Genomic DNA, 26,896 nt, shown 5'->3' on the forward strand with positions numbered 1-26,896 from the left:
GCAGGGGTTCAAGGAGCGGACGATCAGGCGACGACGGACGCGGGCCGGTACACGCTGACCTTCGCCAGCCCGCTGATGCGGGCGTCGAGGAGCCCGTGGTTGTACAGGCGGCCGCCGTCACCGGCGACGCCGATGACCGGCTGGCGGTCGGGGAACAGCAGCGGCTCCACGACCACGACGTCACCGCTGTGCACCCCGCCGGGAACGTCGGAGAAGGTGCGGGCGGTGCCGGCGTAGACCTCGATCAGCCCGACCCGCGCCTGGTTGTCGGCGTCCCCGGCCAGCCAGTCGTTGAAGTCGGCGACACCGTGGAAGCGCGTGTCGGTGATCGGGTGGTCGCCGAGCCTGCCGAGCCGCGCGTCGCCCAGGTAGCGCAGCACGTTGCCGACCGACGACGGCTCGCCGTGGGCGCCCGCGCTGTCGTTGATGGCCAGGGTGGCCAGCTCGGAGGCGTGGGAGCTGCCCCAGATCGAGGACGCGGTGCTCGCCGGGCCGTGCCCGCCGCCGTAGCCGGCGGCGATGTCCCGGTCGGCCGCCTGGTAGGCGTCGGCGCTCGCCTTGACCAGCCCGTTGATCTGCTGCAGCAGCTGCAGGAGGGTGCGGACGGCGGTGACCTGGGTCGAGTGCAGCGCGGCGTTCGCCGCGGCGACGGCGCTGCCGAAGCTCGCGAACGACATCGGCGGCACGACGAGCCGTTCCAGGTCGGCCACGGCGTTGATGCCGTGGGCGATGACGCCGCCGACGTTCCCGACGCACGCGCGCATCGCCTCGGGCTCCGCCCGGTACTCGCCGGCCATGGCTCTCCTTGCCCTTCGCGGGTGGCTGCTCGGCAGAGCGTAGGTTCGGCCCCGGAAGCGGGCGGACGGCAAAAGTACCCACCGCGGACGGGCGGCGAGTGGCCAAAATACCGGTCAGCACCCCCGACCTGGAGCGAGCCCGTACCGATGAGCCTGTCGCCGGACCGACCGAGCGAGATCGTGCTGCAGTCCCCGCCGATGCTCCCGAAGAGCTCGTCCGGCGGCCTGGTGCAGCTGATGATGTTCCTGCCGATGATGCTCGGCATGGGCGCGCTGTCGTTCGTCTACATCGGACGTGACGGCGGCGTGATGACGTGGGTCTTCGGCGCGCTGTTCCTCTGCGCCATGGGCGGCATGGTCGTGATGTCGCTGGGCCGCGGCGGGATGGCGAAGAAGGCGCAGATCAACGACGAGCGCCGCGACTACCAGCGTTACCTGTCGGGGCTGCGGGCCCAGGTCCGCGACATCGCCGACGGCCAGCGCGCGGCGATGATCGCCGTCCAGCCCGACCCGGCCGACCTGTGGGCCTACGTGGAGACGGGGAAGCTGTGGGACCGGCGGCGCGCCGACCCGCAGTTCGCGCAGGTGCGCGCGGGCACCGGCCCGCAGCGGCTGGCGACACCGCTGAAGGCGCCGCAGACCGTGCCGCTGGAGGACCTGGACCCGGTGTCCTCCACCAGCCTCAAGCACTTCATCCGGACCTACTCGACGGTCGACGGGCTGCCGGTGGCGTTGTCGCTGCGGTCGTTCGCCGCGGTCACCGTGGCCGGGCGGCGCCCCGACGTGCTCGGGCTGGTGCGCGCGCTGCTGGGCCAGCTCGTCACGTTCCACTCCCCCGCCGACCTGCGCGTCGCGCTGTGCGTCCCGGCCGAACGCCGGCACGACTGGGAATGGGCGAAGTGGCTGCCGCACGCGACGGCGTCCGGCGCGGCCGACGCCGTCGGGTCGCGCCGGCTCGCGGCGGACTCGGCGGCCGGGCTGGCCGAGCTGCTCGGCGCCGATCTCGGCGAGCGTCCCGCGTTCAGCCGCCGGGCGGCGGCCGAGCTGGACCTGCCGCACCTGGTGGTCGTCGTCGACGGCGGCAACGCCCACGGCGAGCCGCGGCTGATCGGCGAGGACGGCAGGCTCGGCGTCACGGTGATCGAGGTCGGGCAGGAGCACCCGCGGACGTTCTCGACCGAGCGGCTGCTGAGCCTGCACACCGCCCCGGACTCGCTGGGCATGGTCGTCGGCGACGCCACCGAGCAGCGGCTCGGGTTTCTCGGCCGCCCGGACGTCCTCGACCGCGGTGCCGCGGAAGCGCTGGCCCGGATGCTGACGCCGTTGCACACCCCGGCCGCGGTCGTCGGCGAGAAGCCGATGTCGTCGACGTTCGGGCTGGCCGGGCTGCTGGGCATCGGCGACCCGCGCGACACCGACACGACCGTGACGTGGGCGCCGCGCTCGGCCCGCGACCGGCTGCGGATCCCGCTCGGCGTCAACCCCGAGGGCCGTCCGGTGGAGCTGGACCTCAAGGAGTCGGCCGAGGGCGGGATGGGCCCGCACGGCCTGGTCATCGGCGCGACCGGGTCCGGCAAGAGCGAGCTGCTCCGGACGCTGGTCACCGCGCTGGCCGTGACGCACTCGTCGGAGACGCTCAACCTCGCGCTGATCGACTTCAAGGGCGGCGCCACCTTCGCCGGGATGACCGGGCTGCCGCACACGTGCGCGGTGATCACGAACCTGTCCGACGACCTCGCGCTGGTCGACCGGATGGCCGACGCGCTCAACGGCGAGCTGCTGCGGCGGCAGGAACTGCTGCACGCCGCAGGGAACTACGCGTCGGTGCGCGACTACGAGAAGGCGCGGGCCGACGGCGCGCCGCTCGACCCGCTGCCGTCGTTGCTGGTGATCATCGACGAGTTCAGCGAACTGCTGTCGTCGCGGCCGGAGTTCATCGACCTGTTCGTCGCCATCGGACGGCTCGGGCGGTCGCTCGGAATTCATCTGCTGCTGGCTTCGCAGCGGCTGGAGGAGGGCCGGCTGCGCGGGCTCGACTCCCACCTGTCGTACCGGATCGGCCTGCGGACGTTCTCCGCGGCCGAAAGCCGGGCGGTGCTGGGCGTCGCCGACGCCTACCACCTGCCGCCGGTGCCGGGCTCGGCGTACCTGAAGTCCGACACCGAAACGCTGGTCCGGCTCAAGGCCGCGTACGTCTCCGGGGAGCTGCCGCCGCGCAGCACGGTCGTGCGCGAAGACGGCCAGGCGCTGGGCGTGCTGCCGTTCACCCTCGACGCGGTCGAGATCCCGGTGACCACCTCGGAAGCGCCGGCGGCGGCCGACGGGACCGGCGAGACGATCATCCACGCGATGCTCTCGCGGCTCGAAGGCCGCGGCCCGGCCGCGCACCAGATCTGGCTGCCGCCGCTGGCCGAGCCGCCGACGCTGGACCAGCTCCTGCCGCCGCTGGGTGAGGACGCCGCACGCGGCCTGTGCCCGCTCGGCTGGGGCGGCAACGGGAAGCTGACGATCCCGGTGGCGCTGGTGGACAAGCCGTTCGAGCAACGGCGTGACCTGCTGTGGGCGGACTTCTCCGGCGCGGCCGGGCACGCGCTGATCGTCGGCGCGCCGCAGAGCGGCAAGTCGACGCTGATGAAGGACATCGCGGGGATGCTCGCGCTGACGCACACCCCGGCCGAGGTGCAGATCTTCGTCCTCGACATGGGTGGCGGCGCGCTGGCGCCGATCGCCGGGCTGCCGCACGTGTCGGGGTACGCGACGCGCCGTGACGCGCAGCGCTGCCGCCGGGTGGTGGCCGAGCTGACGACGTTGCTGGAGCAGCGCGAAGAGTTCTTCGCCGCGCAAGGGATCGAGTCGATGGCGACGTTCCGCGCGCGGCGCGCGGAGTTCACGGAAAGCACCGACGGCCGCGAATTCGGCGACGTGTTCCTCTTCGTCGACAACTGGACGACGATCCGGCAGGAGTACGAGCAGCTGGAGGAGCAGATCACCGGGCTGGCGGCGCGCGGGCTCGGGTTCGGCATCCACGTGATCGTGTCGCTCAACCAGTGGATCGGCGTCCGCGCGCAGCTGCGTGACGCCATCGGCACGCGGTTCGAGCTGCGGCTGGGCGACCCGATGGATTCCTCGATCGACCGCAAGGTGGCGGCGAACGTCCCGGCGGACCGCCCGGGCCGCGGGTTGGCGGCGGAGAAGCTCCATTTCCTGGCGGCCCTGCCCCGGATCGACGGCGACCAGCGCCCGGAAACGATCGGCGCGGGCGGCGTCGACCTCGTCCGCCGGATTTCGGAGGCGTGGCGCGGTCCGCGGGCACCGCAGGTCCGGCTGCTGCCGCCGGAGGTTCCGCTGGACACGTTGCCGCCGGCCCCTTCGCGCCAGGTGACGCTGGGGATCGCGGAGTCGACGTTGCGCCCGGTGTACCTGGATTTCGCGGCGGACCCGCACTTCGTGGCGTTCGGCGACGTCGAGTCCGGCAAGAGTTCCTTGCTGCGCGCGCTGGCGCACGGCATCACGTCGGCCTACACACCCGAAGAGGCGGCGATCATCGTCGCGGACTACCGCCGTGGCTTGCTGGGCGCGGTGTCGGAGCCGCACCTGCTGGGCTACGCGGGTTCCGAGGGCAAGCTGACGGAACTGATCACCGACTGCGCGACGGCGATGCGCAACCGCCTCCCGGGGCCATCGGTGACCCCGGAGCAGCTGCGCAACCGCTCGTGGTGGCGCGGCCCGGAGCTGTTCGTGCTGGTGGACGACTACGAGCTGGTGGCCACGGTGGGCCGCAACCCGCTGCAGCCGCTGCTGGAGTTCCTGCCGCAGGCCCGCGACATCGGCCTGCACCTGCTGATCGTCCGCGGTTCGGGCGGCGCCGGGCGGGCGATGTTCGAGCCGGTCCTGCAGCGGCTGCGGGAGCTGGGATCCCCGGGACTGATCATGTCGGGGGCGAAAGACGAAGGAGCCCTGCTGGGCGACGTCAAGCCGTCACCGCAGCCGCCGGGCCGCGGAACGCTGGTGTCCCGACGGCAGGGAACCGGGCTGGTCCAGGTGGCATGGACGAAACCGGCGGAGTCCTAGGCCCGCCGGGCGGAAGCCATCTAGGCAACGAACAACTTGTCCTTGATCCGCACTTCGGGAGTCACCGTCACCTCGAGGTTTCCCACCAGTGAATCGGATTCGAAATCGACGTCGATCGATGTGCGGTCACGGTCTCGGGCGAACCGGATCAGCACCGCGCTCTCCCGGAACAGCTCGAGGGCGACTCGGTCCCCGTCTTCCAGACGAAGCGCACGGACCTCCCGGCCACGTCATAAGAGAAGGTGACCGAATCCCGGCCGCCGGCTTCGAAGACGAGCGTCTGCACGGTGGAGCCGGGTTCGCTCAGCACCGGCTCCACCCCAACGGTTTCCAGCACCTCCAGCGCGCTGGGCACGATCAGTTCGCGAAACGTCATACCCGCCACCACTTCCGGACTTCGGCGCGGATCTGGCGGCGGCTCAAGCGGGGTCCGCCCAGGACTGCGCCGTGTTCGTCAGTTCGTCGACGAACTTGCGGACCGTCTCGCCGTGCGGCCCCGGGAAGCGCGCCGCCACCGCCGGGGCCAGCGGGCCCTGGATCAAGTCGACGACTTCCCGCCGCTGCGCCGGAGTGAGGTGGCCGAGGTCGAAGGTGCGGAAGCCGTGGGTGGACGCCGCCCGCAGCTGGCCGGCCGTCTCCTCGTCGGTCACCTGCCCGGCGAGGTAGTCCAGGACCCAGTAGTACGTGCCGCTCGAGGCGATCCACCAGTCCGGTGAGCCGGTCCGCATGATGTTCCCGGACATTTCGCGCCTCGTCCCGTTCCCTTTTCATCGCATTGCGGGCATCGAAAAAGCGGCGCCATGACGAATTGACCCGCCCCCCGCGGCCGCCGCGGAAGCGACAGGCTTTTACACACTAACCAGACAACCGGTCGGTCCGGAATGTGATGTACGTCACCACTCCTTTCGGTAATATCCGGCGTCCTTCCCCGATGGGATGACGGGGACCTGGCCACGCGGCCGCGACCACCGTCACCACGGTTGCGACGTTCGGCGTAGGGACAGGTCGGGAGGGATCGACCAGGGGAGGAACGCCGGTCCGGGGAAACCGGCAAGTCGAACAGCAACCGCCTTCACGCATTCGCCGAACGCGCGTTTCCAATGAGCGATACATCGCTCATTGGAATGTCACGTGTCGGCGGAAAACACGCGTGCGCATTTTCGCGCGTTCACGCTCCGCCATTCCCATCGGGCCGGGTTCCGGCACGTACGAGAAGGAAAACGCATGCACTTCAGCAAGAAGCTCGCCGGCGCGGCCGCGGTCGCGCTCGGGCTCGCCACCGCCGGTGTCTGGACCGCTTCCGCGGCCTCCAGCGCCACCGCGGCCGACGGCGACACCCAGCCCTCGCTCGTCGAGGACTACTCCTATCCCGGCGCCGCCGCGATCCAGGCGCAGTACCACGTCACCCTCATCTCCGGCGACGGCCACATCGTCTTCGCCGACTGCGCCACGCCGCCGGTCGACAACGTCAGTGTCATGCAGGTCCGCTCGACCGAGGACGTCGGCACCAACGGTCTCGTCTGCTTCAAGGTCCTCGCCCCGGCCGGCCACCTCGAGCTGCGCATCCCGGCCGTCTACGAAATCCGCGGTGACGGACGCGCCAGCGGCGCGGGCCACAAGGTCAAGGCCGAGGTCACCACGGACGCCGGCCAGCACTCGACGGTGGACGTCAACCCGAGCGGCAGCACGCAGGTCGGCATCGGCGCGAACCCGAACAACCCGCCGGCCACCCTCCTGCAGCTGACCGCGGCGCCCTGATCGCCATGCGCGCCACGACTTCCGCGATCCTGTCCGCCACCGTGCTCGCCGGTGGCCTGCTCGCCGCCACGCCGGCGGGCGCCGTGTCCGGGGGACCACGGTCCCCGCCGGCACCCATCCGTTCCTGGCGCGGATCACCACCGCCACGAAAGCGTGCTCCGGCGCGCTGATCGACCCGTCGTGGCTGCTGACCTCCGCGTCCTGCCTCACGCCGACCGACTCGGGCGCCTCGAGCGAAGCCGCCACGATCACCGTCGGCGACGTGAACCTCGGTACCGGCGCCGGGTTCACCACGACAGTGGCCAAGGTCGTCCGCCACCCCGGCCGTGACGTCGTCCTCGCGAAGCTCGCGGCCGCCGCGACCGCCGTCACGCCGGTGGCCGTGAGCACCACCGCGCCGCAGGCCGGGGAAACCCTGCAGGTGGCCGGCTTCGGCCGGACGGCCACCGAGTGGGTGCCCGGGCGGCCGCGCGTCGCGGCGTTCACCGTCGCGGGCGTCGACGGCTCCGCGGTATCCGTCTCTTCGGCCGACGGCGTGGACACCTGCAAGGGCGACGCCGGTGGCCCCGCCTTCCGGGTCACCGGCGGCACCGCCCAGCTCGTCGCGCTGAGCAGCACCTCGTGGCAGCACGGCTGCCTCGACGTCACCGAAACCCGCCAGGGCGGCACCGAAACCCGCGTCGACGACCTCGCCACGTGGATCCGCCAGCACACCCTGCCGACGCCCGTGTCGTGCCCCGCCGGGGCGGCGATCTGGACCGCCCGCACCGACGGCACCCTCTGGCGGTACGTCCACCAGGGCGCGGCCGACGGCACCTTGAGCTGGACGCAGCCGAGCAAGGCGATCGGCTGGGGCTGGGACGGCAGGACGCTGGCCGGCAAGGGCGGCGTGATCTGGGACATCCACCGCAACCACGGCTCCGGTGACCCGTTCGGCTCCGGCAGCCTCAAGCGCTGGGTCTACTCGACCGACAGCGGCTGGAGCGGCGGCGGCCAGGTCGGCAGCGGCTGGGAACGCTACCTCACGCCCGAGTACCGCGAGCGGATCACCGTGGACCGGCAGAACCGCATCTTCATGATCGACGACCAGCACCGGCTGAAGGTCTACGCCTGGGACGACGCCACCGGCTGGTGGGTCAACGGCGGCGGCGACGTGCTCGACACCGGCTGGGACCGCTTCGACTCGATCACCGCGGCCGGCGACGGCGTGCTGTACGCGCGGAAGCCGACCGGCGAGCTGTTCCGGTTCCAGTACGACTTCACGACGTCGTCGTGGACCCAGCGCGACAAGCCGGTGGGCGTCGGCTGGCAGATGTTCAGCGAGATCTTCTCGCCGGGCGGCGACATCCTGTACGGCCGCGGCAGCACCGGCAGCAGCCCCTGGGACGGCCAACCCGGCCCGGTTCTCCGCTGGTACCGCTACTCCGACAACACCGACACGTGGGCCCCGTCGGGCCCGGACCGCATGGGCGTGACGATCGGCACGGGCTGGAACACCGAGATCCACGTGACCGCCGCGCCGGACTCCTGCACGCTCACCCCCTGATCCGAGAACGGAACCGCATGCGCACGAACGCACGAAGAACAGCGACGATCTCGGCGGCGGTGGTCGCGGCCGGCCTGCTGGCCGCCGTCCCCGCGGCGGCCGTCCCCGGCGGTAGCGCCGCCGGGCTCGGCTTCGCCGCCAAGATCACCACGGACGGCCGGGCCTGCAGTGGCGCGCTCGTCGAACCGGCGCTCGTCCTGACGGCGGCGAGCTGCTTCCCGGTGAACCCGCCGGCCCAGCCGGTCACGGTCGCGGTCGGCGGCCACACCGCGAAGGTGACGGCGGTGCTCCCGCGCACCGACCGCGACGCGGCGCTGGTCCGGCTCGACACGACGATCACCGACGTCACGCCGCTGAAGCTCAGCGCGGCGGCGGGCGTGCCGGGCGCGTCGGAGCAGCTGACGCTCGCCGGCTGGGGCCGCACGGGCACCGAGTGGGTGCCGGACGAGGCCCACACCGGCACGTTCACGACGTCGGCCGCGGGCGCGACGACGCTGTCGCTCACCGGGACGGCGGACGCCTGCAAGGGCGACGCGGGCGCGCCGGTGTACCGCGCGGACGGCACGGTCGTCGCAGTGGCGGGCCGCTCCTGGCAGCACGGCTGCTTCGGCGAAACCGGCACGCAGCAGGGAACGAGCGCCGCCCGGGTGGACGACCTGAGCCCGTGGATCCGCGGTGAGGCGATCATCGGCACGGCGAAGGCGGTGGGCCACGGCGTCACGCTGACGTGGACTCCGCTGTCGGCATCCGACGGCGCGACGTACTCGGTGTACGCGAGCTCGGACGGCCCGGCGGTGATGAGCGCGGAGCAGTTCATCGGCTCGACGTCGGGCACGACGCTGCTGCACTCGGCGACGGCCCGGAAGACGTGGCACTACCTGGTGATTTCGTCGACGGGAGCGGCAAGCCCGGACTTCACGGCGAAGACGGGCGCCCGGTCACCGTCCGACTTCAGCGGCGACGGCAAGGACGACATCGCCACCTTCACCAGGGCGAACGGCGCGGACGTCTTCGTCGCGGCCTCGGACGGCAGCAAGTTCCAGGGCACGTCCGCGAAGTGGCACGACGCGTTCGGGATCGGCACGGAGATCCCGCTGGCCGGCGACTTCAACGGCGACGGGAAGGTCGACGTCGCGACCTTCACCCGGGGCACGACCGGCGACGTCTACGTGGCGCTGTCCGACGGCACGAAGTTCAACGGCGACGGCGTCAAGTGGCACGACAACTTCGCCTACAACAACGAAATCCCCGCCATCGGCGACTTCAACGGCGACGGCAAGGACGACATCGCCGTCTTCACGCTCGGCGGCCAGGCGGACGTGTACGTCGCTCTCTCGGACGGCACGAAGTTCGTCGGTGACGGTGTCAAGTGGCACGATCACTTCGGCATCGACAACGAACTGCCCTACGTCGGTGACTTCAACGGTGACGGCAAGGACGACATCGCCGTGTTCAACCGGGGCACGACCGGCGACGTCTACGTCGCCCTGTCGGACGGCTTCCGGTTCAACGGCGACAGCGTCAAATGGCACGACAACTTCGCCTACAACAACGAAATCCCCGCCATCGGCGACTTCAACGGCGACGGCAAGGACGACATCGCGGTCTTCACCCGCACCAGTACCGGCGACGTCTACGTGGCGTTGTCGGACGGCACGAAGTTCAACGGCGACGGCGTCAAGTGGCACGACAACTTCGCCTACAACAACGAAATCCCCGCCATCGGCGACTTCAACGGCGACGGCAAGAGCGACGTCGCGGTCTTCACCCGCGGCAGCCTCGCCGACGTCTACGTGGCGCTGTCCGACGGCACGAAGTTCAACGGCGACAGCGTCAAATGGCACGACAACTTCGCCTACAACGACGAAGTGCCGGTGCCACGGGCGATCACCGTCCTGTGAGACACCCTGCCCCGGCACACGCGTGCCGGGGCAGGGTCCTTGCTCCGGCGGCCCGCGCTTCCGGCCGGTGGCGTAGTCCGGTCGCTCAGGCAAGACGCGATGACCGGCCGCTCGAGCGCCGTCCGGCGTCAGCACGCCTCGCACCGCCGGCGAAGACTGCGTGGGGCCGGGTTTCCCGACTTCGGTAGGTTCCGCAAATCCTTCACGGCTCCTAGCTTGGGCTGGTCGTCCCGTTCGGGACGAATTTCCGGATCACCTGGGCCGAAGGGCATTTTCATGCGAATGTCGAGGGCTGTTGCCGCGGTGGGGGCTGCCGCCGCGGCGTTGAGCTTGGTCTCAGCCGGGGTTGCGGACGCCCAGCAGGACATCATCGGCGGGAGCACCGTCTCCTCCGCGCCGTGGGGCGCCCAGATCTACTGGAACAACGTGTCCACCTACGGCGGGTTCGAGTGCTCGGGGACGATCATCGCCCCGCAGTGGGTGCTCACCGCCCGCCACTGCCTGAACTCGCCGGGCATGCACGTCGAGGTCGGCAGCGTGACGCTCCAGCAGGGCACGAACGCCAACGTCGACCAGCAGAAGGCGTCGCCCAACGGCGACATCGCCCTGCTGCACCTGGCGACGGCCGTGAACACCACGTACATGAAGCTCGGCACCGGGAACCCGCCGGCCGGGTCGACCAACCAGATCTACGGCTGGGGCCGCACGCAGGGCAGCAGCCCGCCGTCGAGCACGCTGAAGACCGCGAACGTGCGCGTGACGGGCCTCAGCTCGGACGCCTTCGGCGGCACGGCGATCGCCAGCCAGGGCATCAACGGCTCGGCCTGGCACGGCGACTCGGGCGGACCGCAGCTGTCCAACGGCGTCCAGGTCGGCGTGTGCTCCACGGGCGACAACTCCGGTTCGGACCCGCAGGGCACGCAGAACTACGCGAGCATCGCGTCGAGCCGCAGCTGGATCCGCACCACGGCCGGCGTCTGACGCGCGCCCGGACCGGCCTCCCCGCCCGGGAGGCCGGTCCCCGGCATACTGGCCCCATGAGGTTGCGCGCCGGAACGCTGCCCAGCGGGAAGACCGCGAAGTGATCGACGCCCGTACGGTCCTGCGCGTCCTCGGCGGGGTGCGGCCGGCCGACGTCTGGGTCGCGGGCGGCTGGGGCATCGACGCGCTCCTGGGCCGGCAGACCCGCGAGCACTGCGACCTCGACCTCCTGCACCGCTTGGACCAGGAACCCGCCGTCCTCGCGGCACTCGGCTACCGCGAAACGCCCGACCTGCGCCCGGTCCGGTCGTCCTCTCCGACGGCGCCACGGAACTCGACCTCCACCCGCTCGTCTTCGCCGGAGACGGTTCCGCGCGCCAAGCCGCCGACGACCGGGGTGCGACCTTCTCCTACCCCGCGGACTGCTTCGGCACCGGCCGGATCGCCGGTGCCGAAGTGCCGTGCATCTCCGCCGCCCAGCAGGTTTTCTTCCACCAGGGCTACGTTCCGCAGCCGCATGGCCTCGCCGACATGCGTGCCCTGCGCGAGACCTCCGGCGTCGACACGCACTTCTAGTCCACTATGGACCTTCGCAGCGCGGCCTTGTCCGGCTTGCCCGACGGCGCCACCGGGACCGCGCCCACGAAGCTGAACCGCGCCGGGACCGCGGCCTCCCCCAGCTCGGCCGCCACCGCCTTGCGCAGCTCGGCCAGGTCCGGTTCCCGTCCCGGCGTCGGGACCACGAACGCGTGCGCCGCCTCGCCCGTCCGCTCGTCCGGTACCGCCACGACGTACGCCTGGTCGACGTCCGGGTGCGCCGCGATCGCCCGCTCGATCGGGCCGGTGTAGTGGATGATCGCGTTGACGATCACGACGTCGCGGGCGCGCCCGGACAGGTGCAGGTAGCCGTCCGGGTCCACGAACCCGAGGTCCCGCGTGCGCACCCAGCCGTCGCGCAGCACCTCGGCCGTCGCCGGCTCGTCGCGCCAGTAGCCCGCGAACGCCGAGGGCGTGCGGACCCAGACCTCGCCGTCCCGGACGTCGATTTCGACGGTGTCGCAGGGCTTTCCGACCGAGCCGGCGCCTTCGCCGGCCCGGCAGATCGTCAGCATGCCGGTTTCCGTCTGCCCGTACGCGTGGTGCATCGCGGGCCCGATCCGCTCGGCCGCTTCGGCCAGCGTGTGCGGCGGCACCGGCGAGCCCGCCACGATCAGCCGCCGCGCCGCGCCGAGGTCCACGTCCGAGCCGCGCAGCACGCCGAGGACCTGGTGCAGCCGCGGCACGGTCAGCAACGCGGCCGTGATCCGCAGCCGTGGCAGCACCCACGGGAAGTCCGGCGGCCCTTCGGGGATCACCGCGGTCCCGCCCGCGAGCAGCGACAGCGCCAGCTGTTCGACCATCACCGCGCTGGCCAGCGTCCCGAACAGCAGGAACCGGCCGAACCCGGCACCCAGCCGGGCGTGGGCCGAGCCCGGCACCGGCGCCCGCCACACGCGGCCTTCGGTCAGCGCGCGGTAGCTGTAGGCGACGCCCTTCGGCACGCCGGTGCTGCCGCTGGTGAACACGACCGTCGCGACGTCGTCGAGCCGGCCTTGCGGCACCGGCTCGGCGTACTCGGCCGACGCCAGCGCCGCCACTTCCAGCACCGGCACCGTGGCCGCCACCGGCTCGTCCACGACCAGCGCCGCGACGTCGGCGAGGACGTGCCGCAGCTGGGCCTCCGGCAGCCCGGGCCGCACGGCGACCGCGCGGCCGCCGAGCACGTGCACCGCCACCAGCGCGGCGAACCCCTCGGGCGTGACGCCGGTGGCCAGGCCGACGCCGTCCCCCGGGCCGAGCCCGGCCGCCCGCAGGCCGGCGGTGAACCGGCCGATCAGCTCCCGCAGCTCGCCGCGTGACGTGACGCGGGAGCCGTGCTCGAAGGCGGGAACTTCCGGAGCGCGCTCCAGCTCGTCCAGCAGTGCCTGCGGGTGGACCATCTCGACCGCCTTTCGCCCGGGGCTCCCGGTCTACCGGGCGGATCTCAGAATTTCGGCAGAAACCCGCGGCCGCAGCACCACCGCGCCCGCCGTCACGACCGCGGCGGCCAGCGCGAAGGCCGCCGCCAGGGTCCGGAAGTCGGGGTGGACGATCGACTGCCCGCGCTGCGCCTGCCAGGTGAGCAGCACCAGCAGGCCCGCGTACCCGGCGCCCGCGATCCGGACGAGCCGGCGCCGGACGACGTCGGCCGAGAGCACGGGATACCGGCGCGCGAGCAACAGGAGCCCGAAGGCGGCGAGCGGCAGCACCTGCAGGGCGTGGATACCGGCGAAGTGCGGGATGCGCATGTCCCCGCCCACGGTGCTCCAGCCGAGCACGGGCAGGCCGGGCCCGCCGTCCTCGACGCCGACGGAGTGCGCGCCGAACGTCGAGGGCTTGCCGCCCGCGTCCAGCACGGCCCGCTGCGCCGGCGACGGCGAGAACATCAGCATCGCGACGCCCATCCCGGCCAGTGCCAGGCCGGTCCCCCAGCGCAACGCCGAGTTCAGCGCGCGGTCCGGCAGGCGCTGGAACAGCAGCAGGACGACCACGGCGGCGGTCATCAGCCACGCCGTGTACGCGCCGGCGGCGACGACGTTGTTGATCGCGACGTCGGCCGGGGTCGCCTTGTTGAAGTGCAGTGTGTGGTCCCGGACGACCAGCTGCCACACGAGCAGCCCGACGTCCATGCCGATGCCCGCGGCGAAGACCGTGCCGAACCACCAGCCGGCCCGCCGTCCGCGCCGCACGTGGGTCAGCAGCCACGCCAGCGTCAGCGCGTACGTCCCGACCGAAACCGAGAACTTGAACGGCTTGAGCCAGATCGGCGCATTGACCAGCGTGCGATCATCGAACAGCAGCCCGAGCAGCGAAGCCGCGCACAGCAGCCCCATCACCCCGGCGAGCACCACCAGCGGGCGGTGCCACGCCCGGAGCGTGACCAGCGGATTTCCCTTGTCTGCCATGGCATACAGCGTGGCCGGGACCCCGGCCGGGAGCACTGGAGCGCACCCCCGTCCGCGGGTGGGGCCACCCCCACCGGCCCGCTGTGGGTAATAGTGCCGTCACCGCGACCGGCAGTTGTGCCGTTTGACCACACCAGGCTCTTTCCTAGCGTGACTTTCACACCGCGCGGACCACCGCGCCAAGGGGAAATTCCGCTTCAGGAAGGAGGTGGCCCGTCGATGTCCAGTCCGGGATTCCAGGCAGATTCCGCTGCCATGACGCGCGCCGTCCAGGGTTTCGAGGAAACCGCGACGAACGCCAAGTCCACGATGGCCAGCTTGGAGTCCGAGCTGACCGAGGCGCTGCGCAACTACAAGGGTGACCAGGCCGTGGCGTTCTGGGACCTCCAGCGGCGGCTGCAGGAGAAGATGAGCGTCGCGGTCAAGGAGCTCGACACGATGTCGCAGCTCGTGCACACCAGCCACGCGAACTACGGCCGCGGCGACGCCGACGTCCACCAGAGCTTCCAGGGGGTCGCCAGCACCCTCGAGGGCTCGGGCGTGATCCCCCGCCTCAACCCCTGATCCGAGAGGACTGATCGATGGCCGACGTCGTCGAAATCAACTTCGCCGCGCTGCAGCACAGCTCGGCGTCCCTGGCCGCCAAGGCCAAGGCGCTCACCTCGCAGCTGGAGCAGCTGCACCAGAACCTGCAGCCGATCACCGCGACCTGGTACGCCTCCGGCAGCTCCGCCGGTGACGCGGCCCGCCAGTCGGAGACCCGGCTGCGCCAGGCGACCGCCGACATCGTCGCGATCATCGCGCAGTTCGGCGGCAAGGTGGGCGAGGCCCACGACCTCCAGCAGCAGCTGGAGAACCGCAACCAGGGGCTGTTCGCGGGCTGAACCGCGCCCAGATGTCGGTCGGCCGGTGCGGGAAACCCCCCGCTCGCACCGGCCGACCGGCTTTCCCTTTCCGCCACCAGTGCGCCAGAGAGCCGGGACCCGATGCCAGACCAGTCGTACTACGTCCACCTGGAATCGCTGAAGGACTTCGTGCGGGAGCTGGAGACCCAGATCCACGCGATGGCCAAACCGAACGACTTCCTGCTCACCCTCGGCGAGGAGCCGCTGTTGTTCGGCGAGTTCGGCGAAGCCGGGTCGCTGGCCGACGCCCACCGCGCCGCCGTCGCGGAGATGCAGGGCCTGCTCGACCAGGTCCGCAGCGCGATCGGGTTCGCGCAGGAGGTCACCACCACGGTCGCCGACGGCTACCAGCACGCCGACGAGGCGGTCGCCGGGGACCTCCACAGCTCGGGCGCCGTGACCGGCCTGCTCGACCCCGTGCTCGGCCTGCTCGGTGTGGGTGACTCGGACGGGAGCCGCAAGGGATGACGAACACCGCGCACACGAACTTCGCCGCGTACACCCACCAGCAGCTGTACGCGATGCTGCAGGCCGGCGACCCGAACAGCGCGCGGCACGCCGCCGACAAGTGGAAGTCCGCCGCGCTGCACCTGCACGAGCAGGCCCACAACCTCAACTCGGAGCTGACCGAGTTCTCCGGCCAGTGGACCGGCGGCGCGGCCGAGCAGTACCAGCGGATGATCACCGACCTGGCGAACGGCATCGCCAAGGTGGCGCAGACCGCCGAGGCGATGAACGTGATGCTCGACGACGCCGCCGACGCGCTGGTCAAGGCCAAGAAGGAGATGCCGCCGCCGGTCGCGGTGCCGGACGTCTCGCCCGCCGACGTCGCGCTCGCGGTGAACCCACCGCTCCTGCCGCCGGACGCTTCGCCCGCCGTCGTGCAGGCCGCCGCGCAGCAGCGCCAGCAGGCCATCGCGAACGTCGAAGCGCAGCAGGCCGCGGCGAACGCGGCCGGGTCCGCGCACGGCAAGGCGATCGCCGTGATGACCGAGCTGGCCGGCGAGTACACCGCCGCGGAGGAGTCGATCCCGGCTTCTCCGAACGCCGTCAGCGTGCCGTCGACTCCGCCCGCCGGCGGTGGCGCGGGCAGCGCCGGTTCCCCGGGGCTGGTCGGCAACGCCCTGACCCAGCCCGGCGTCGTCGTCACGCCGTCCGCCGGGCACCCGCTGCCCGGCGGCGGGACGACCGCGCAGGTGCCGGGGCCGGCGACCGTGCCGACGTCGAACCCGCTCTTCGGCGACATGTTCACCGCCGGGCTCGCCGCGGCTTCGGCCGCCGCGTTCGGCCGGTTCGGCTCGATCATGCCGAAGGTGCCGTCGTGGGCCACCGGCAAGGACCAGAAGGAAGAAGACAAGGACCAGCCGGCCGGCACGAAGCTCGGTGGCGGCGGGGCCGGTGCCGAGGGCGGGACCGGCGGCGGCATCCCGATCGGCGGGGGCGACGCGCCGTCGATCGGCGGCGGCGTCCCGGGTGGTGGCGGCGGGATCCCGGTCGGCGGCGGCGCCGACGCGCCGTCGGCGCACTCCGGCCTGGCCGGCGACGGCGGCGCGGGCAACGCGTTCAGCGGGCTCGCCGGCGGTGTGGCCGGGGCCGCGGGCGCGGCGGCCGCGAAGAGCGCGATGCCCATGATGCCGATGATGCCGATGGGCATGGGCGCCGGCGGCGAGCTGGGGTCCGGACGGCGGATCCCGGCGTGGCTGGTCGAGACGGAGAACGTCTGGGGCCAGTCGGCGCCGGTCGCGCCGCCGGTGATCGGTGAAGAGCCGGAAGCCTACTGACTCCTCTCACGAACGGAGGCGACCCGGTGACGGGATCAGCCACGGGTTACCGGGTCGCCCCCGCCCGCCTCGACACGGTGGCGGGCGAAACCGGCTCGCGCGCCGGCGAGCTGGCGGGCGCCCAGTCCGCGGTGGTGGGCGAAAAGGTGCCGGCCGCGGCGTTCGGCCGGGTAAGCGAGTCCGCCGCCGCGGCCAAGACGTTCGAGAAGACCATGACGGAGCTGGGCGCGAAGCTCGAGTCCCACGTGTCGCGGCTGCGCACACTCCAAACTGGACTGACGGCCTGCGCGGCGGGCTACCGGCGGGCCGACGCGCAGGTCGCCGCGATGTACCGGGCGTTGCTGCCGGAAGACCCGTTGCCGCGCGCGGGAAATCCCGCGGGCATCGGCGGCTCGGCCGACACCGGCGCGTGGGCGCACGCGATCGCGGACAACCGCGTCAAGGTCGCCGGCGCGCTGACGGCCGAGCGGTCCCGGCTGGCGCACCTGACCGACGCCGGTGAGATCGCGCGCTCGCGGGCGCGGATCAAGCTGTACGAGGACATCCTGGCCGACCGGCGGCAGATCCTGAAGTTCGATCCGGCGGGCAACGGCCGGATCGTCGAGCTGGTCGGGCACATCGAGCCGGGGACGCGCAACGTCGGGCTGTTCGTCCCCGGCGTCAACACGCAGATGTCGAACTTCGACGCCTACGCCGGGCTCGGCCGCAGCCTGGTGGCCGCCGATCCGGCCGGGCGCACGGCGATGGTCGTGTGGGCCGACGGGGTGTTCCCGCAGAATCCCGTGGTGCAGGGCCCGGACGCGAGCTATGCGCAGACGATGGCCCCGGACCTCAAGACCTTCGCCGACGACCTGCGCGGCGAGATCGCGAGCCACGCCGGCCCCGACGTGACGCTGACGGCGATCGGGCACAGCTACGGCGGCGCGACGGTCGGGCTGGCCGAGACGCACGGCCTGGACGTCGACCGCGTCCTGCACGTCGAGTCGGCGGGCATGGGCCACGGCGTGTGGTCGCCGTCCGACCTGCCGGCGAGCCAGGCCGGCGTCCAGCGGTTCTCGATGACGGCACCGCTCGACCCGATCGAGATCGCGCAGGGCAACGCGTGGGGCCTGGAGTGGACCGGCATCGGCCACGGCGCGGACCCGGACACCTTCCCCGGCGTGACGGAGCTGGAGACCGGCCGGGACGCGTCCGGCTCGCAGCTGTGGGGCCTGTCGTCGCACAATGACGTGCTGAAGCCGGGTTCGGAGTCGTGGACGAACATCTACCGGGTGCTCACCGGCGGCCCGGTCACCCTCGACGGAGGTGCGCTGCGATGACCGGCGAGCTGGACCGCCTGGCGGCCGAGCTGACGGACGTGATCGACAGCGTGGCGTCGGCGTTCGGCGCCCCGGCTGACCGCACGGTGGACGGCGAGCTGGACTGCGACCCGACCCGGCCCGGGCAGCTGCGGTGCTGGCAGTACGGCGTCCGCCTGGAGCACGCGGGCGAGCCGGAGCGCCGGCTGGCCGAGGTGGTCCGGCCGACGCTGGAGCAGCGCGGCTGGCAGGCTCGCGACCGCAGCACCGCGCGTGAGCTGATCGCGAGGTTCAGCCGCGACGGCGCGGACTTCACGGTCCACGTGGCGAGGACGAGCCACGCGGTGGCGATCATCGGCTCGACCCGCCCGGTCCCCGCCTGATCTGCGCGGCCCCGCGCGACCTGCCCATCCCCACCTGACCCGGACGGTCCCGCCTGACCCGCGCGGCCCCGCGCGACCTGCCCATCCCCACCTGACCCGGACGGTCCCGCCTGACCCGCGCGGCCCCGCGCGACCTGCCCATCCCCACCTGACCCGGACGGTCCCGCCTGACCCGCGCGGCCCCGCGCGGCCTGCCCATCCCCACCTGACCCGGACGGTCCCGCCTGACCTGCGTGACCCGCGCGGCCCCGCGCTGTCCCCGCCGCACCCGCTGGCCCCTGGCCCGCCCAGTTCACGCCTGTCCCCGCGCGGCCCCGGCTGACCCGCCTGGCCCACGCGACCTGCCCAGTCCCCGCCTGACCTGCCTGACCCGCCCGGCCGGGCCTCACCCGCCTGGCCCCGACCCGCCCGGTTACCACCTGCCCTGCCGATCCCCCGCATCCCCCAGCGGGCCGATCACGGCGTGAAGCGGGACGGGCGCCAGTTCCGGCGCCGGGCCCGGCGGACCGCCGCCACGGCCACGCCCGCCGCCGCGGCCAGCGCCACTCCGGCCAGCGCGATCGTGCCCGCCGCGACGTCCGCGGCCGGGCGGGCCGGGGCCGCCGCCGGAACCACCGCGGGTTCCGATGCCGGTACCGGGGCCGCGCCCGGCGGTGCGACGTCGGCCGGCAGCGTCGAGGAGACCGCCGCGTACGCGTCGAGGACTCCCCAGCCCAGCCGCGGGTCGTGGCCGCCCGAAGCCGGGCGGTGCGCCGTGAGCGTCAGCCGCGTGACGACCTGGTCGCCGCGCAGTTCCGGGTGGTACGCCCGGACCAGGGCCGCGACCCCCGCGACGTACGCCGCGGCCAGGCCGGGGTCCGTCACCGGCCAGCGGTGCGCCACCGCGCCGCCCGCGCCCGCCGACGTGCTGACCAGCTCCGCGCCCGGCGCCGCGACACCGAGGTGGTCGCCCGCTTCGGATTGCACCGGCTCGCCCGCGGGGTTCACCGACCCGACCGCCAGGACACCCGACGTCGCCGTCGGGTACGACCGCGCGCCCCGCTGGGTCGCGGCCGCCGCGGAGACGACCACCGCGCCTTCCGCCCGCGCCCGCGCGACCGCCGCGGACAGCGCCGGGCTGTCGGCCGACGCGGGCACCGCGATCAGCACCACGCCCGCGTGCCGGTTCAGTGCCGTGTCGATGGCGCCGGCCAGCGCGCCCGGGTCGCCGCCGCCGTCGGTGGCCGAGCCGTCCGTGTACCGGATGGGCAGCAGGTGCGCGCCGGGGGCGACGCCGGCGAACGTCGTCGACGGGTCCGGCTGCGCGCCGACGATCCCCGCCGCGATGGTGCCGCGGCCGTCGCAGTCGGCCCGCTCGGTGCCGGGCCCGCCTTCGAGCTGCCCGGGCGCGAACTGCGTGTTCTGCCCGTCGACGCCGGTACCGAGCACCGCCACCAGCTGGCCGTCACCCCGGGTCAGCGGCCAGAGCCGCGCCGGGTCGACGAGCCGCTGCCCCCAGGGGACCTCGCCGGTGTAGGTGCCGGACGGGTTGGCGCACTGCCCGGGCGCGGCGACGGCGGAAACGGGCAGGCACACCGCCACGAGTCCCGCGATCGCGAGCACCGCCGGTATCCGCACCCCAACCCCCGAAACCGAAAGACGGTGGCGGAAAAGGACTTCCGCCACCGCCAGTCTAGCCGGGAAACGCCGTTCAGCGAAGGTCCATGCCGAGATCCAGCGCGGGTGAGGAGTGGGTCAGCCCGCCGACCGACAGGTAGTCCACACCGGACTCGGCGTAGGCCCTACCACGGTCGAGGGTGAGCCCACCAGAGGATTCCAGCCGCGTTTTCGGGGAAACTTCGTCGCGGCGCGCGACCGCCTGGCGGCACTCCTCCGGCGTGAAGTTGTCCAGCAGCACCTCGTCCGTGCCCGCGGCGAGGGCTTCGTCCAGCTGAGCGAGCGTGTCGACCTCCACCTCGCAGGCCAGTTCCGGCGCGTGCGCGCGGGCCGCGGCCAGCGCCGCCGTCACCGAGCCTGCGGCGACGACGTGGTTGTCCTTGATCAGGACCGCGTCGCCGAGACCCAGCCGGTGGTTCACGCCGCCGCCGCAGCGGACGGCGTACTTCTGCAGCAGCCGCAGCCCCGGCAACGTCTTGCGCGAGTCCCGGATCGCGCACCCGGTACCGTCCACTTCGGACACCCAGGCCGCGGTCGCGGTGGCGACGCCGGAGAGGTGGCAGAGCAGGTTCAGCGCCGTCCGCTCGGCGGTGAGCAGCCCGCGGACCGGGCCGCGCAGCACCAGCGCCGGCTCCCCGGCGACCAGCCGATCGCCGTCGTCCCGCGCGGCCAGCACCTCGTAGCCGTCGCCCAGCACCATGTCGAACACGGCGAGCGCGACCGGCAACCCGGCGATCACCCCGGAAATCCGCGGCGTCAGCTCGGCGACCGCCATCGCGCCGGCGGAAACCGTCGACTCCGTGGTCGCGTCGGGCCCGTACCGCAGGTCTTCGCCGAGCGCGGTCGTGACCACGCGCGTCACGTCCTCGACGTCGAGGCCCGCGGCGGCGATCCGGCGCCGGACCGGCTCGGAGATCGGGAACGTCATGCCACACCCTCCAGGGGGATCGGGTCGGCCAGCACCGGCTGGCCGGACGGGCTGAGCCGGATGAGCTGGCTGCGCCGCCAGCCTTCGTCCGGCGCCGGGAAGTCGGTGCGCACGTGGCAGCCGCGCGACTCGGTGCGCCGCACGGCCGCGGCGAGCAGCGCCTGCGCCACCACGGTCAGCGCCGCGTCCTCCACCGCCGTCTGCGTCCACAACGGACTGTCCTGGACGGACAGGTCGAGCACCGAGCCGGCGGCCGCGAGCCCGTCGGCGTCCCGGCCGATCGCCGCGTACCGGCTCATCACCCGCTGCAGCGCGTCCCGCTCCGCGGCGCGCGCGGTGGTCCACGACGGCAGCCTGCCCCGCGCCGGATCGGCCAGCAGCCCGGCCGCGAGGTCCGCCGCGACGGCCTCGGCGACGCGCTGCCCGACGACCAGCCCTTCGAGCAAGCTGTTGGACGCCAAGCGGTTCGCGCCGTGCAGCCCGGTCCGCGCCACCTCGCCCGCGGCGTAGAGCCCGGGCACCGAAGCACGGCCGTCCACTGTGGTCACGACGCCGCCGCACGAGAAGTGCGCCGCCGGCGCCACCGGGATCGGGTCCGACGCCGGGTCGAGCCCCAGCGCCCGGCAGGCCGCGGACACCGTCGGGAACCGCCGCGCGAACCCGGCGATCGACGTCGCGTCGAGGAAGACGTGGTCGTCGATGCCGCCCGGCGCGCTCGCCAGCCGCCGCGTGATCGCCGCCGAGACGACGTCGCGGGGAGCCAGGTCGCCGAGCGGGTGCACGCCCGCCATGACCGGCACCCCGGCGCCGTCGACCAGCGTCGCGCCCTCGCCGCGCACGGCCTCGGTGACCAGCGGGCAGCGTCCCCGCGCGCCCGGGGTGTACAGGACGGTCGGGTGGAACTGGACGAACTCGATGTCCGCCACGGCCGCCCCGGCCCGCAGCGCGAGCGCGAGGCCGTCACCGGTGGCCATCTCGGGGTTCGACGTCACCTGGTAGAGCTGCCCGAGCCCGCCGCTGGCCAGCAGCACGGCCGGCGCCCGGACGAGACCGGGGACGCCGTTGCGGTCGAGCACGGTGACACCCGCGACCCGGCCGCCCGGCGTGCGCAGCGCGTCGACGGCGACGTGGTGCTCGAGCACCGGCACCCGCGCCTGCCCGGCCTGGGCGACCAGGGCGCGCTCGACCTCGGCGCCGGTGGCGTCGCCGCCAGCGTGGATGACCCGGAACGCGCTGTGCCCGCCTTCGCGGGCGCGGGCCAGCAGGCCGTTGCCCGACGTGTCGAACTGCGCGCCGCCGGCCCGCAGCCGGGCGACCGCGGCCGGGCCGCCGTCGAGGATCGAGCGCGCCGCCACCTCGTCGACCAGCCCCGCGCCCGCGGCGAAGGTGTCTTCCGCGTGCTTGGCGACCGAGTCGTCGAGGTCGTGCTGGTCGGCCAGGACCACGGCGACGCCGCCCTGGGCCCAGCGCGTGTTGCCGTCCTCGATCGCCGCTTTGGTCACGACCAGGACGTGCAGCCCGAGGGACTGCGCGCGCAACGCCGCCGTCAGGCCGGCGACCCCGCTGCCCACCACGACCAGGTCCGCGCGCGCCTCCCAGACGGGAGTTTTCGCCTGTGGGTCATTAACCGGCGTGGTCATTCGCCGCCGCCGGGCTGCCCGATCTCGATCATCCGCTGCACCGAGGCACGCGCGCGGGCGGCGGTCCCGGCGTCCACGTGCACCTCGTCGAGGCCCTCGCGCAGGCACCGCAGGAGCGCGGCGGGGGTGATCATCTTCATGTACCGGCAGGACGCACGGTCGTTCACCGCGCGGAACTCGATGCCCGGCGCGGCCTTGCGCAGCTGGTGGATCATGCCGATCTCGGTGGCCACGAGCACCGACTTCGCGCGCGTGTCCCGGGCCTCGTGGACCATGTCGCCGGTCGAGAGGATCTTGACCCGCTCCGGCGCCACCGCGCCCTCGCCCGCCAGGTAGAGCGCCGACGTCGCGCAGCCGCACTCGGGGTGGATGAACAGGTCGGCGTCGGGGTCCTCGGCCGCGCGGGCGGCCAGCTCGGCGCCGTTGATGCCGGCGTGGACGTGGCACTCGCCCGCCCAGACGTGCATGTTCTCCCGGCCGGTCACGCGCTTGACGTGCGCACCGAGGAACTGGTCCGGCAGGAAGAGAACCTCCTGGTCGGCGGGGATGGAGGCGACGACGTCGACCGCGTTCGAGGACGTGCAGCAGATGTCGGTCTCGGCCTTCACCTCGGCCGTGGTGTTGACGTAGGAGACGACCACCGCGCCCGGGTGCTCGGCCTTCCAGGCGCGCAGCTGCTCGCCGGTGATGGAGTCGGCGAGCGAGCAGCCGGCCCGCGCGTCCGGGATCAGGACGGTCTTCTCCGGGGAGAGGATCTTCGCGGTCTCGGCCATGAAGTGCACGCCGCAGAAGACGATGGTGGACGCGTCGCTGCTCGCCGCGATGCGGCTGAGCGCGAGGGAGTCGCCGGTGTGGTCGGCGATGTCCTGGATCTCCGGGACCTGGTAGTTGTGCGCGAGCAGGACCGCGTCGCGCTGCTTCGCCAGGCGCCGCACCTCCTCCGCCCAGGCCGCGTTCGCCTCGACCCCGCCGAAGGGGGTGAGGCCTTCCGGAACCAACGTGGTGGTCATCTTGGCCCTCCTGGACCTGTCTCCGGTTTTCGCCTTACAATCGAAAACCGTGCGAAGTCATCTTAACACCCAGGCCCCCCTCGCCCACGAGGTTTTGGGAGCGGTCCTGCAAGTGCGCTCGGACACACTGCGGGTGCTGCTGTGGCGGCGCGCGCTCGACCCGCACCTGGGCCGCTGGTCCCTGCCGGGCGGCCGGCTGCGGCCCGACGAGGACGTCGAGACGTCGATCCGGCGCCAGCTCGCCGAGAAGGTGGACGTCCGGCAGCTCAAGCACGTCGAGCAGCTGGCGGTGTTCAGCGACCCGCACCGGGTGCCGGGGCCGCGGGTGGTGGCGACGGCGTTCCTGGGCCTGGTCCCCTCCGACGTCGACCCCGAGGTGCCCGAGGACACCGAGTGGCACGACGTCGCGAAGCTGCCGCGCACGGCGTTCGACCACGAGGCGATCGTGCTGCGGGCCCGCGACCGGCTGCGCTCCAAGCTCTCCTACACCAACCTCGGGTTCGCGCTGGCGCCCGACGAGTTCACGATTTCGGCGTTGCGCGGGCTGTATTCGGCGGCGCTGGGCTACCGCGTCTCGGCGACCAACCTGCAGCGCGTGCTTTCCCGGCGCGGCCTGCTGGTTCCGACCGGGCACACGGCGCCGCCGGGCCGCGCGGGCGGGCGGCCGGCGGCACTGTTCTCCTTCGCGGGCAAGGGCATGCAGATCACCGATCCGTTCGCGGTGTTCAAGCCGCCCAGCCGATGACCGTGCTGCGGGCGCCGCGTTCACCCCTTACCGTGGAGCCGTGACCGAGCCGGAACCGGAAAGCGACGCGACGACGACGATGCTGCCGTTGTTCCCGCTGCAGACGGTTCTGCTCCCGGGCACCCGGCTCCCGCTGCACATCTTCGAACCGCGCTACCGGCAGCTGACGGCGGACCTCGTGAGCGGCACCGTGCCGGGGCGCGAGTTCGGCGTGGTGGCGCTGCGCTCGTCGCTGACCCGCGAAGTCCGTGGTCTGGACCAGCTGCACGAGGTGGGCTGCAGCACGGTGCTCCGCGAGGCGAAACGCCTGCCGGACGGCCGCTTCGACGTCGTGACGGAGGCCCGCCGCCGCTTCCGCCTCCGCGAGCTGGACTGCACTTCGGCGCCGTACCTGATCGCCTCGGTGGAGTGGGTCGACGACGACCCGGTCGCCCCGTCCGGCGGCATGGCGGAGCGCCTGGCCACGGTGGCTCGCGCGGCCCACCAGCGGTACTGCGAAACGGCGTGGCGCAGCGACGACTGGCACGCGCCGCCCCCCGACACCGCCATGGCCGACCTGGCGTACCTGCTGGCGGCGGACTGCCTGCTGCCCCTGGAGGACCGCCAGCGGCTGCTGGAGGAACGCCACCCGCTGCGCCGCCTGCGCATCGCCTGCCGCCTGCTGACGCGCGAGGCGGGCTTCCTGGACACGCTGGGCGCGGTGCCGCTGCCGCCGGGCGAGCTCACCGACCTCAGCCGCCCGGCCAGCCTGAACTGAACCCGGCGGTCAGGCGCCCTCGCCGTTGCCGTTGCCGAACTTGCTCCAGACCTTGCCCGCCGCACCCGACACGGCCTCCCCGACGTCGCTGAACACCTTCGTCAGCGGGTCGGCCGACGAGCTCCACGAGTCCTTGTAGGACTTGGCGGCGGACTTGAGGTCGTCCTTCCAGTCGGACGCCGGCGCGTCGTCGTCGCGGCGCGGGTAGTCGCCCGCGAGGATCGCGCGGTACTCCTCCGACGCCGCCCACTTCTGCAGCTGCGCCGCGCGGACCACCGCGAACGGGTGCGTCTCGGTCTCGACGAACTTCAGCTTGAGGAAGCTGTCGCGGATGTCCTCGACCGACTCGTACTCGCTCGCCTGCTGCAGGAACGACGGGATGTCGATGCGCGCCGGGTCGATGCCGCCCGCGACCTGGATCTGCGCGCGCAGCGCGGCCGTCGGGTCCTGGCCGCAGAGCAGGCCGGCGCGGTCGCACGACAGCTCCGCCTTGCGGTACCACTCGCGCAGGGCCGCGATGATCGCCCGGATGCCGAGCGCGCTGACCGGCGTCCACGACATCGACAGCTGCAGGCCGATCAGGCGCACCATGATCGTGCGGTAGACCGTGTGCCCGGACAGCACGTGCCCCATCTCGTGCCCGATCGCGAACCGCAGCGACTCGTGGCTCATCAGCTCGACGAGCCCGGTGCTGAGCCGGATGAACGGCTCGTCCATCCCCACCGCCGACGCCTGGATGCGCGGGTCCTGGTAGACGAACACGTTCGGCACGGACGGCAGGTCGAGCGTCTCGGCGCATTCGTGGCGCAGGCGGTCGAGCTCCGGGTACTGCTTCGGGCCCACGCGGATCGACGACGCCAGCGCCATCAGCCGCTCGCCGCGCTCGTTGTAGAAGCCGGAAACGGCCTTGACGACCTGGGCGAAGCCGGGCACCGCGCGCAGCGTCGCGAGCGCGCCGCGGTCGACGGGGTGCTCGTAGGCGCGCGGGCTGATGCCCGGGAAACGGACGGCGTGGTGCCGCGAGACCTCGATGTCTTCAGTCACTGGACCCCCTCTGGTCGAGGGCACCAGCCTAGGGCAGAACGCTCAGCCGAGGCGACGGCCGAGGTCGTCGCGGCCGTTCCAGGTCGCCAGGAGGCTGTAGGCGATCGTCACGCCGAGCGGGCCGGTGAGCAGCACCCACCACGACTCCAGGCGCGGGGCCAGCTCGATCACCGAACCGAGCGCCGGCGGGCTGCCGATGGCGTAGTGGCTGTTCGCCCAGCCGACGCCGAGCAGCATGGCGAGCGCGCTCGCGAGGGCGACGCCGAGCACCGCGGCGAGGAGCACGACCGGCCCGCGGCGCTCCCGCAGCAGCCAGACGACGATGCCGACGACGATGCCCAGCCCGAGCGTCAGGAAGCCGAAGACGGCGAGGTCGTCGAAGCGGTGCCAGCTCTCCAGCTCCAGCGGCCCCTGGGAGCCGTCCGCGCCGACGATGCGGACGCGTTCCGGCGGCGCGAGGCGCGACCAGGCGAAGGCGAGCGGGAAGCTCAGCAGGCTGAGGGTGCCGAGCACGCTGACGGCGGGCAGCAGGTCGGCCTTGACGACGACCCGCGGCCGCCGCTCCCGGAACAGCACGGGCACCGACCACGGCCCGGCCACGGCCGACGGCCGGTGCGCGGGCCCCGACGACTCACTCACCCGGACTCCCTCCTGCGACGGTGACACCCGGAGCTTCGCCCCGGCACGCGGTGACGACCGAGCCTCGGACGC

General features: G+C 73.0%; 25 protein-coding genes and 2 pseudogenes. 15 read left to right on the forward strand and 12 right to left on the reverse strand.

Annotated features, from left to right (window positions below; genetic code table 11):
- Nucleotides 1-23: 23 nt before the first annotated feature.
- Nucleotides 24-797, reverse strand: a complete 774-nt coding sequence (locus BT341_RS37515) for a WXG100 family type VII secretion target (protein WP_072480742.1) — start codon at nucleotides 795-797, stop codon at nucleotides 24-26.
- Between the two features lie 147 nt (nucleotides 798-944).
- Here BT341_RS37515 and eccCa point away from each other — a divergent pair, with 147 nt between their 5' ends.
- Entirely contained in the window at nucleotides 945-4,868 is a 3,924-nt protein-coding gene (gene eccCa / locus BT341_RS37520; RefSeq protein ID WP_072480743.1) for a type VII secretion protein EccCa, read from the forward strand.
- Between the two features lie 20 nt (nucleotides 4,869-4,888).
- Here eccCa and BT341_RS47525 read toward each other — a convergent pair whose 3' ends face one another.
- The 3 genes from BT341_RS47525 to BT341_RS37530 are packed head-to-tail and all read right to left on the reverse strand — an operon-like array spanning nucleotide 4,889 to nucleotide 5,611.
- Entirely contained in the window at nucleotides 4,889-5,023 is a 135-nt protein-coding gene (locus tag BT341_RS47525; protein ID WP_281256025.1) for a hypothetical protein, read from the reverse strand.
- Nucleotides 5,017-5,244 (reverse strand): hypothetical protein, encoded by a 228-nt coding sequence (locus BT341_RS43915; RefSeq protein WP_084743124.1) that lies wholly within the window; start codon nucleotides 5,242-5,244, stop codon nucleotides 5,017-5,019. The genes BT341_RS47525 and BT341_RS43915 overlap by 7 nt, the downstream gene beginning before the upstream one ends.
- A 43-nt stretch (nucleotides 5,245-5,287) precedes the next feature.
- Nucleotides 5,288-5,611 (reverse strand): hypothetical protein, encoded by a 324-nt coding sequence (locus BT341_RS37530; RefSeq protein WP_072480744.1) that lies wholly within the window; start codon nucleotides 5,609-5,611, stop codon nucleotides 5,288-5,290.
- 481 nt (nucleotides 5,612-6,092) lie between these two features.
- Between BT341_RS37530 and BT341_RS37535 the strand changes: the two genes are divergently transcribed.
- The 6 genes and pseudogenes from BT341_RS37535 (at nucleotide 6,093) to BT341_RS48035 (ending at nucleotide 11,630) form a co-directional block, all read left to right on the forward strand.
- Nucleotides 6,093-6,626 (forward strand): hypothetical protein, encoded by a 534-nt coding sequence (locus BT341_RS37535; protein ID WP_072480745.1) that lies wholly within the window; start codon nucleotides 6,093-6,095, stop codon nucleotides 6,624-6,626.
- 97 nt (nucleotides 6,627-6,723) lie between these two features.
- Nucleotides 6,724-8,172 (forward strand): annotated as a pseudogene (locus BT341_RS47745) (tachylectin-related carbohydrate-binding protein); the annotation flags it as partial.
- Nucleotides 8,173-8,189: 17 nt separating this feature from the next.
- Nucleotides 8,190-10,073, forward strand: a complete 1,884-nt coding sequence (locus tag BT341_RS37545) for an FG-GAP-like repeat-containing protein (RefSeq protein ID WP_072480747.1) — start codon at nucleotides 8,190-8,192, stop codon at nucleotides 10,071-10,073.
- 276 nt (nucleotides 10,074-10,349) lie between these two features.
- Nucleotides 10,350-11,054, forward strand: a complete 705-nt coding sequence (locus BT341_RS37550) for a S1 family peptidase (protein ID WP_425426442.1) — start codon at nucleotides 10,350-10,352, stop codon at nucleotides 11,052-11,054.
- A 139-nt stretch (nucleotides 11,055-11,193) separates the two neighbouring features.
- Nucleotides 11,194-11,310 (forward strand): annotated as a pseudogene (locus BT341_RS48030) (nucleotidyltransferase domain-containing protein); the annotation flags it as partial.
- Nucleotides 11,268-11,630, forward strand: coding sequence for a nucleotidyltransferase domain-containing protein (locus BT341_RS48035; RefSeq protein WP_425426504.1), 363 nt, complete (start codon nucleotides 11,268-11,270; stop codon nucleotides 11,628-11,630). The pseudogene BT341_RS48030 and the gene BT341_RS48035, both read left to right, overlap by 43 nt.
- On the opposite strand, the gene BT341_RS37560 is transcribed toward BT341_RS48035, so the two are convergent.
- Nucleotides 11,627-13,033 (reverse strand): class I adenylate-forming enzyme family protein, encoded by a 1,407-nt coding sequence (locus BT341_RS37560; RefSeq protein ID WP_072480749.1) that lies wholly within the window; start codon nucleotides 13,031-13,033, stop codon nucleotides 11,627-11,629. The genes BT341_RS48035 and BT341_RS37560 overlap by 4 nt on opposite strands.
- 30 nt (nucleotides 13,034-13,063) lie before the next feature.
- Nucleotides 13,064-14,038 carry a hypothetical protein gene (locus tag BT341_RS37565; protein WP_072482391.1) on the reverse strand — a complete coding sequence of 325 codons (975 nt, stop codon included), beginning with the start codon at nucleotides 14,036-14,038 and terminating at the stop codon, nucleotides 13,064-13,066.
- A gap of 219 nt (nucleotides 14,039-14,257) precedes the next feature.
- Between BT341_RS37565 and BT341_RS37570 the strand changes: the two genes are divergently transcribed.
- From BT341_RS37570 to BT341_RS37595, 6 genes are all read left to right on the forward strand, one after another.
- On the forward strand, nucleotides 14,258-14,602 hold the full coding sequence (locus BT341_RS37570; RefSeq protein WP_425426443.1) for a WXG100 family type VII secretion target: 345 nt from the start codon (nucleotides 14,258-14,260) through the stop codon (nucleotides 14,600-14,602).
- Nucleotides 14,603-14,619: 17 nt separating this feature from the next.
- Entirely contained in the window at nucleotides 14,620-14,922 is a 303-nt protein-coding gene (locus tag BT341_RS37575; RefSeq protein WP_072480751.1) for a hypothetical protein, read from the forward strand.
- 102 nt (nucleotides 14,923-15,024) lie between these two features.
- Complete coding sequence (locus tag BT341_RS37580; protein WP_072480752.1) at nucleotides 15,025-15,411, forward strand: hypothetical protein; 387 nt, start codon at nucleotides 15,025-15,027, stop codon at nucleotides 15,409-15,411.
- Nucleotides 15,408-16,724, forward strand: coding sequence for a WXG100 family type VII secretion target (locus BT341_RS37585; protein WP_072480753.1), 1,317 nt, complete (start codon nucleotides 15,408-15,410; stop codon nucleotides 16,722-16,724). Before BT341_RS37580 ends, BT341_RS37585 begins: the two co-directional genes overlap by 4 nt.
- A gap of 26 nt (nucleotides 16,725-16,750) precedes the next feature.
- Nucleotides 16,751-18,043 (forward strand): alpha/beta hydrolase, encoded by a 1,293-nt coding sequence (locus BT341_RS37590; RefSeq protein ID WP_072480754.1) that lies wholly within the window; start codon nucleotides 16,751-16,753, stop codon nucleotides 18,041-18,043.
- Nucleotides 18,040-18,405 carry a hypothetical protein gene (locus BT341_RS37595; RefSeq protein WP_072480755.1) on the forward strand — a complete coding sequence of 122 codons (366 nt, stop codon included), beginning with the start codon at nucleotides 18,040-18,042 and terminating at the stop codon, nucleotides 18,403-18,405. Before BT341_RS37590 ends, BT341_RS37595 begins: the two co-directional genes overlap by 4 nt.
- Nucleotides 18,406-18,861: 456 nt before the next feature.
- On the opposite strand, the gene BT341_RS37600 is transcribed toward BT341_RS37595, so the two are convergent.
- From BT341_RS37600 to nadA, 4 genes are all read right to left on the reverse strand, one after another.
- Nucleotides 18,862-20,022, reverse strand: coding sequence for a S8 family serine peptidase (locus BT341_RS37600; protein ID WP_143168773.1), 1,161 nt, complete (start codon nucleotides 20,020-20,022; stop codon nucleotides 18,862-18,864).
- 73 nt (nucleotides 20,023-20,095) lie between these two features.
- Entirely contained in the window at nucleotides 20,096-20,989 is an 894-nt protein-coding gene (nadC, locus tag BT341_RS37605; RefSeq protein ID WP_072480757.1) for a carboxylating nicotinate-nucleotide diphosphorylase, read from the reverse strand.
- Nucleotides 20,986-22,629 (reverse strand): L-aspartate oxidase, encoded by a 1,644-nt coding sequence (locus BT341_RS37610; protein ID WP_072480758.1) that lies wholly within the window; start codon nucleotides 22,627-22,629, stop codon nucleotides 20,986-20,988. The genes nadC and BT341_RS37610 overlap by 4 nt, the downstream gene beginning before the upstream one ends.
- Nucleotides 22,626-23,639, reverse strand: coding sequence for a quinolinate synthase NadA (nadA, locus tag BT341_RS37615; RefSeq protein ID WP_072480759.1), 1,014 nt, complete (start codon nucleotides 23,637-23,639; stop codon nucleotides 22,626-22,628). The genes BT341_RS37610 and nadA overlap by 4 nt, the downstream gene beginning before the upstream one ends.
- 112 nt (nucleotides 23,640-23,751) lie before the next feature.
- Between nadA and BT341_RS37620 the strand changes: the two genes are divergently transcribed.
- Nucleotides 23,752-24,384: an NUDIX hydrolase gene (locus tag BT341_RS37620; RefSeq protein ID WP_072480760.1), complete on the forward strand. Its 633-nt coding sequence runs from the start codon at nucleotides 23,752-23,754 to the stop codon at nucleotides 24,382-24,384.
- Between the two features lie 40 nt (nucleotides 24,385-24,424).
- Nucleotides 24,425-25,141 (forward strand): LON peptidase substrate-binding domain-containing protein, encoded by a 717-nt coding sequence (locus tag BT341_RS37625; protein ID WP_072480761.1) that lies wholly within the window; start codon nucleotides 24,425-24,427, stop codon nucleotides 25,139-25,141.
- Between the two features lie 9 nt (nucleotides 25,142-25,150).
- Here BT341_RS37625 and BT341_RS37630 read toward each other — a convergent pair whose 3' ends face one another.
- Both BT341_RS37630 and BT341_RS37635 read right to left on the reverse strand, forming a co-directional pair.
- Complete coding sequence (locus BT341_RS37630) at nucleotides 25,151-26,185, reverse strand: M48 family metallopeptidase (RefSeq protein WP_072480762.1); 1,035 nt, start codon at nucleotides 26,183-26,185, stop codon at nucleotides 25,151-25,153.
- 42 nt (nucleotides 26,186-26,227) lie between these two features.
- The gene (locus tag BT341_RS37635; protein WP_072480763.1) at nucleotides 26,228-26,824 is read right to left on the reverse strand and encodes a DUF2567 domain-containing protein; all 597 of its coding nucleotides are present in this window, start codon (nucleotides 26,822-26,824) and stop codon (nucleotides 26,228-26,230) included.
- Between the last annotated feature and the right edge of the window lie 72 nt (nucleotides 26,825-26,896).

This window comes from Amycolatopsis australiensis, from assembly GCF_900119165.1.
GTDB classification, from domain to species: domain Bacteria; phylum Actinomycetota; class Actinomycetes; order Mycobacteriales; family Pseudonocardiaceae; genus Amycolatopsis; species Amycolatopsis australiensis.

Excerpts from the sequence above, each read along its gene's own strand:
- BT341_RS37515 (WP_072480742.1), bottom strand. The coding sequence starts at position 797 with ATGGCCGGCGAGTACCGGGCGGAGCCCGAGGCGATGCGCGCGTGCGTC.
- eccCa (WP_072480743.1), top strand. The coding sequence starts at position 945 with ATGAGCCTGTCGCCGGACCGACCGAGCGAGATCGTGCTGCAGTCCCCG.
- BT341_RS43915 (WP_084743124.1), bottom strand. The coding sequence starts at position 5,244 with ATGACGTTTCGCGAACTGATCGTGCCCAGCGCGCTGGAGGTGCTGGAA.
- BT341_RS37530 (WP_072480744.1), bottom strand. The coding sequence starts at position 5,611 with ATGTCCGGGAACATCATGCGGACCGGCTCACCGGACTGGTGGATCGCC.
- BT341_RS37535 (WP_072480745.1), top strand. The coding sequence starts at position 6,093 with ATGCACTTCAGCAAGAAGCTCGCCGGCGCGGCCGCGGTCGCGCTCGGG.
- BT341_RS37545 (WP_072480747.1), top strand. The coding sequence starts at position 8,190 with ATGCGCACGAACGCACGAAGAACAGCGACGATCTCGGCGGCGGTGGTC.
- BT341_RS37550 (WP_425426442.1), top strand. The coding sequence starts at position 10,350 with ATGCGAATGTCGAGGGCTGTTGCCGCGGTGGGGGCTGCCGCCGCGGCG.
- BT341_RS37560 (WP_072480749.1), bottom strand. The coding sequence starts at position 13,033 with ATGGTCCACCCGCAGGCACTGCTGGACGAGCTGGAGCGCGCTCCGGAA.
- BT341_RS37565 (WP_072482391.1), bottom strand. The coding sequence starts at position 14,038 with ATGGCAGACAAGGGAAATCCGCTGGTCACGCTCCGGGCGTGGCACCGC.
- BT341_RS37570 (WP_425426443.1), top strand. The coding sequence starts at position 14,258 with ATGTCCAGTCCGGGATTCCAGGCAGATTCCGCTGCCATGACGCGCGCC.
- BT341_RS37575 (WP_072480751.1), top strand. The coding sequence starts at position 14,620 with ATGGCCGACGTCGTCGAAATCAACTTCGCCGCGCTGCAGCACAGCTCG.
- BT341_RS37580 (WP_072480752.1), top strand. The coding sequence starts at position 15,025 with ATGCCAGACCAGTCGTACTACGTCCACCTGGAATCGCTGAAGGACTTC.
- BT341_RS37585 (WP_072480753.1), top strand. The coding sequence starts at position 15,408 with ATGACGAACACCGCGCACACGAACTTCGCCGCGTACACCCACCAGCAG.
- BT341_RS37595 (WP_072480755.1), top strand. The coding sequence starts at position 18,040 with ATGACCGGCGAGCTGGACCGCCTGGCGGCCGAGCTGACGGACGTGATC.
- nadC (WP_072480757.1), bottom strand. The coding sequence starts at position 20,989 with ATGACGTTCCCGATCTCCGAGCCGGTCCGGCGCCGGATCGCCGCCGCG.
- BT341_RS37610 (WP_072480758.1), bottom strand. The coding sequence starts at position 22,629 with ATGACCACGCCGGTTAATGACCCACAGGCGAAAACTCCCGTCTGGGAG.
- nadA (WP_072480759.1), bottom strand. The coding sequence starts at position 23,639 with ATGACCACCACGTTGGTTCCGGAAGGCCTCACCCCCTTCGGCGGGGTC.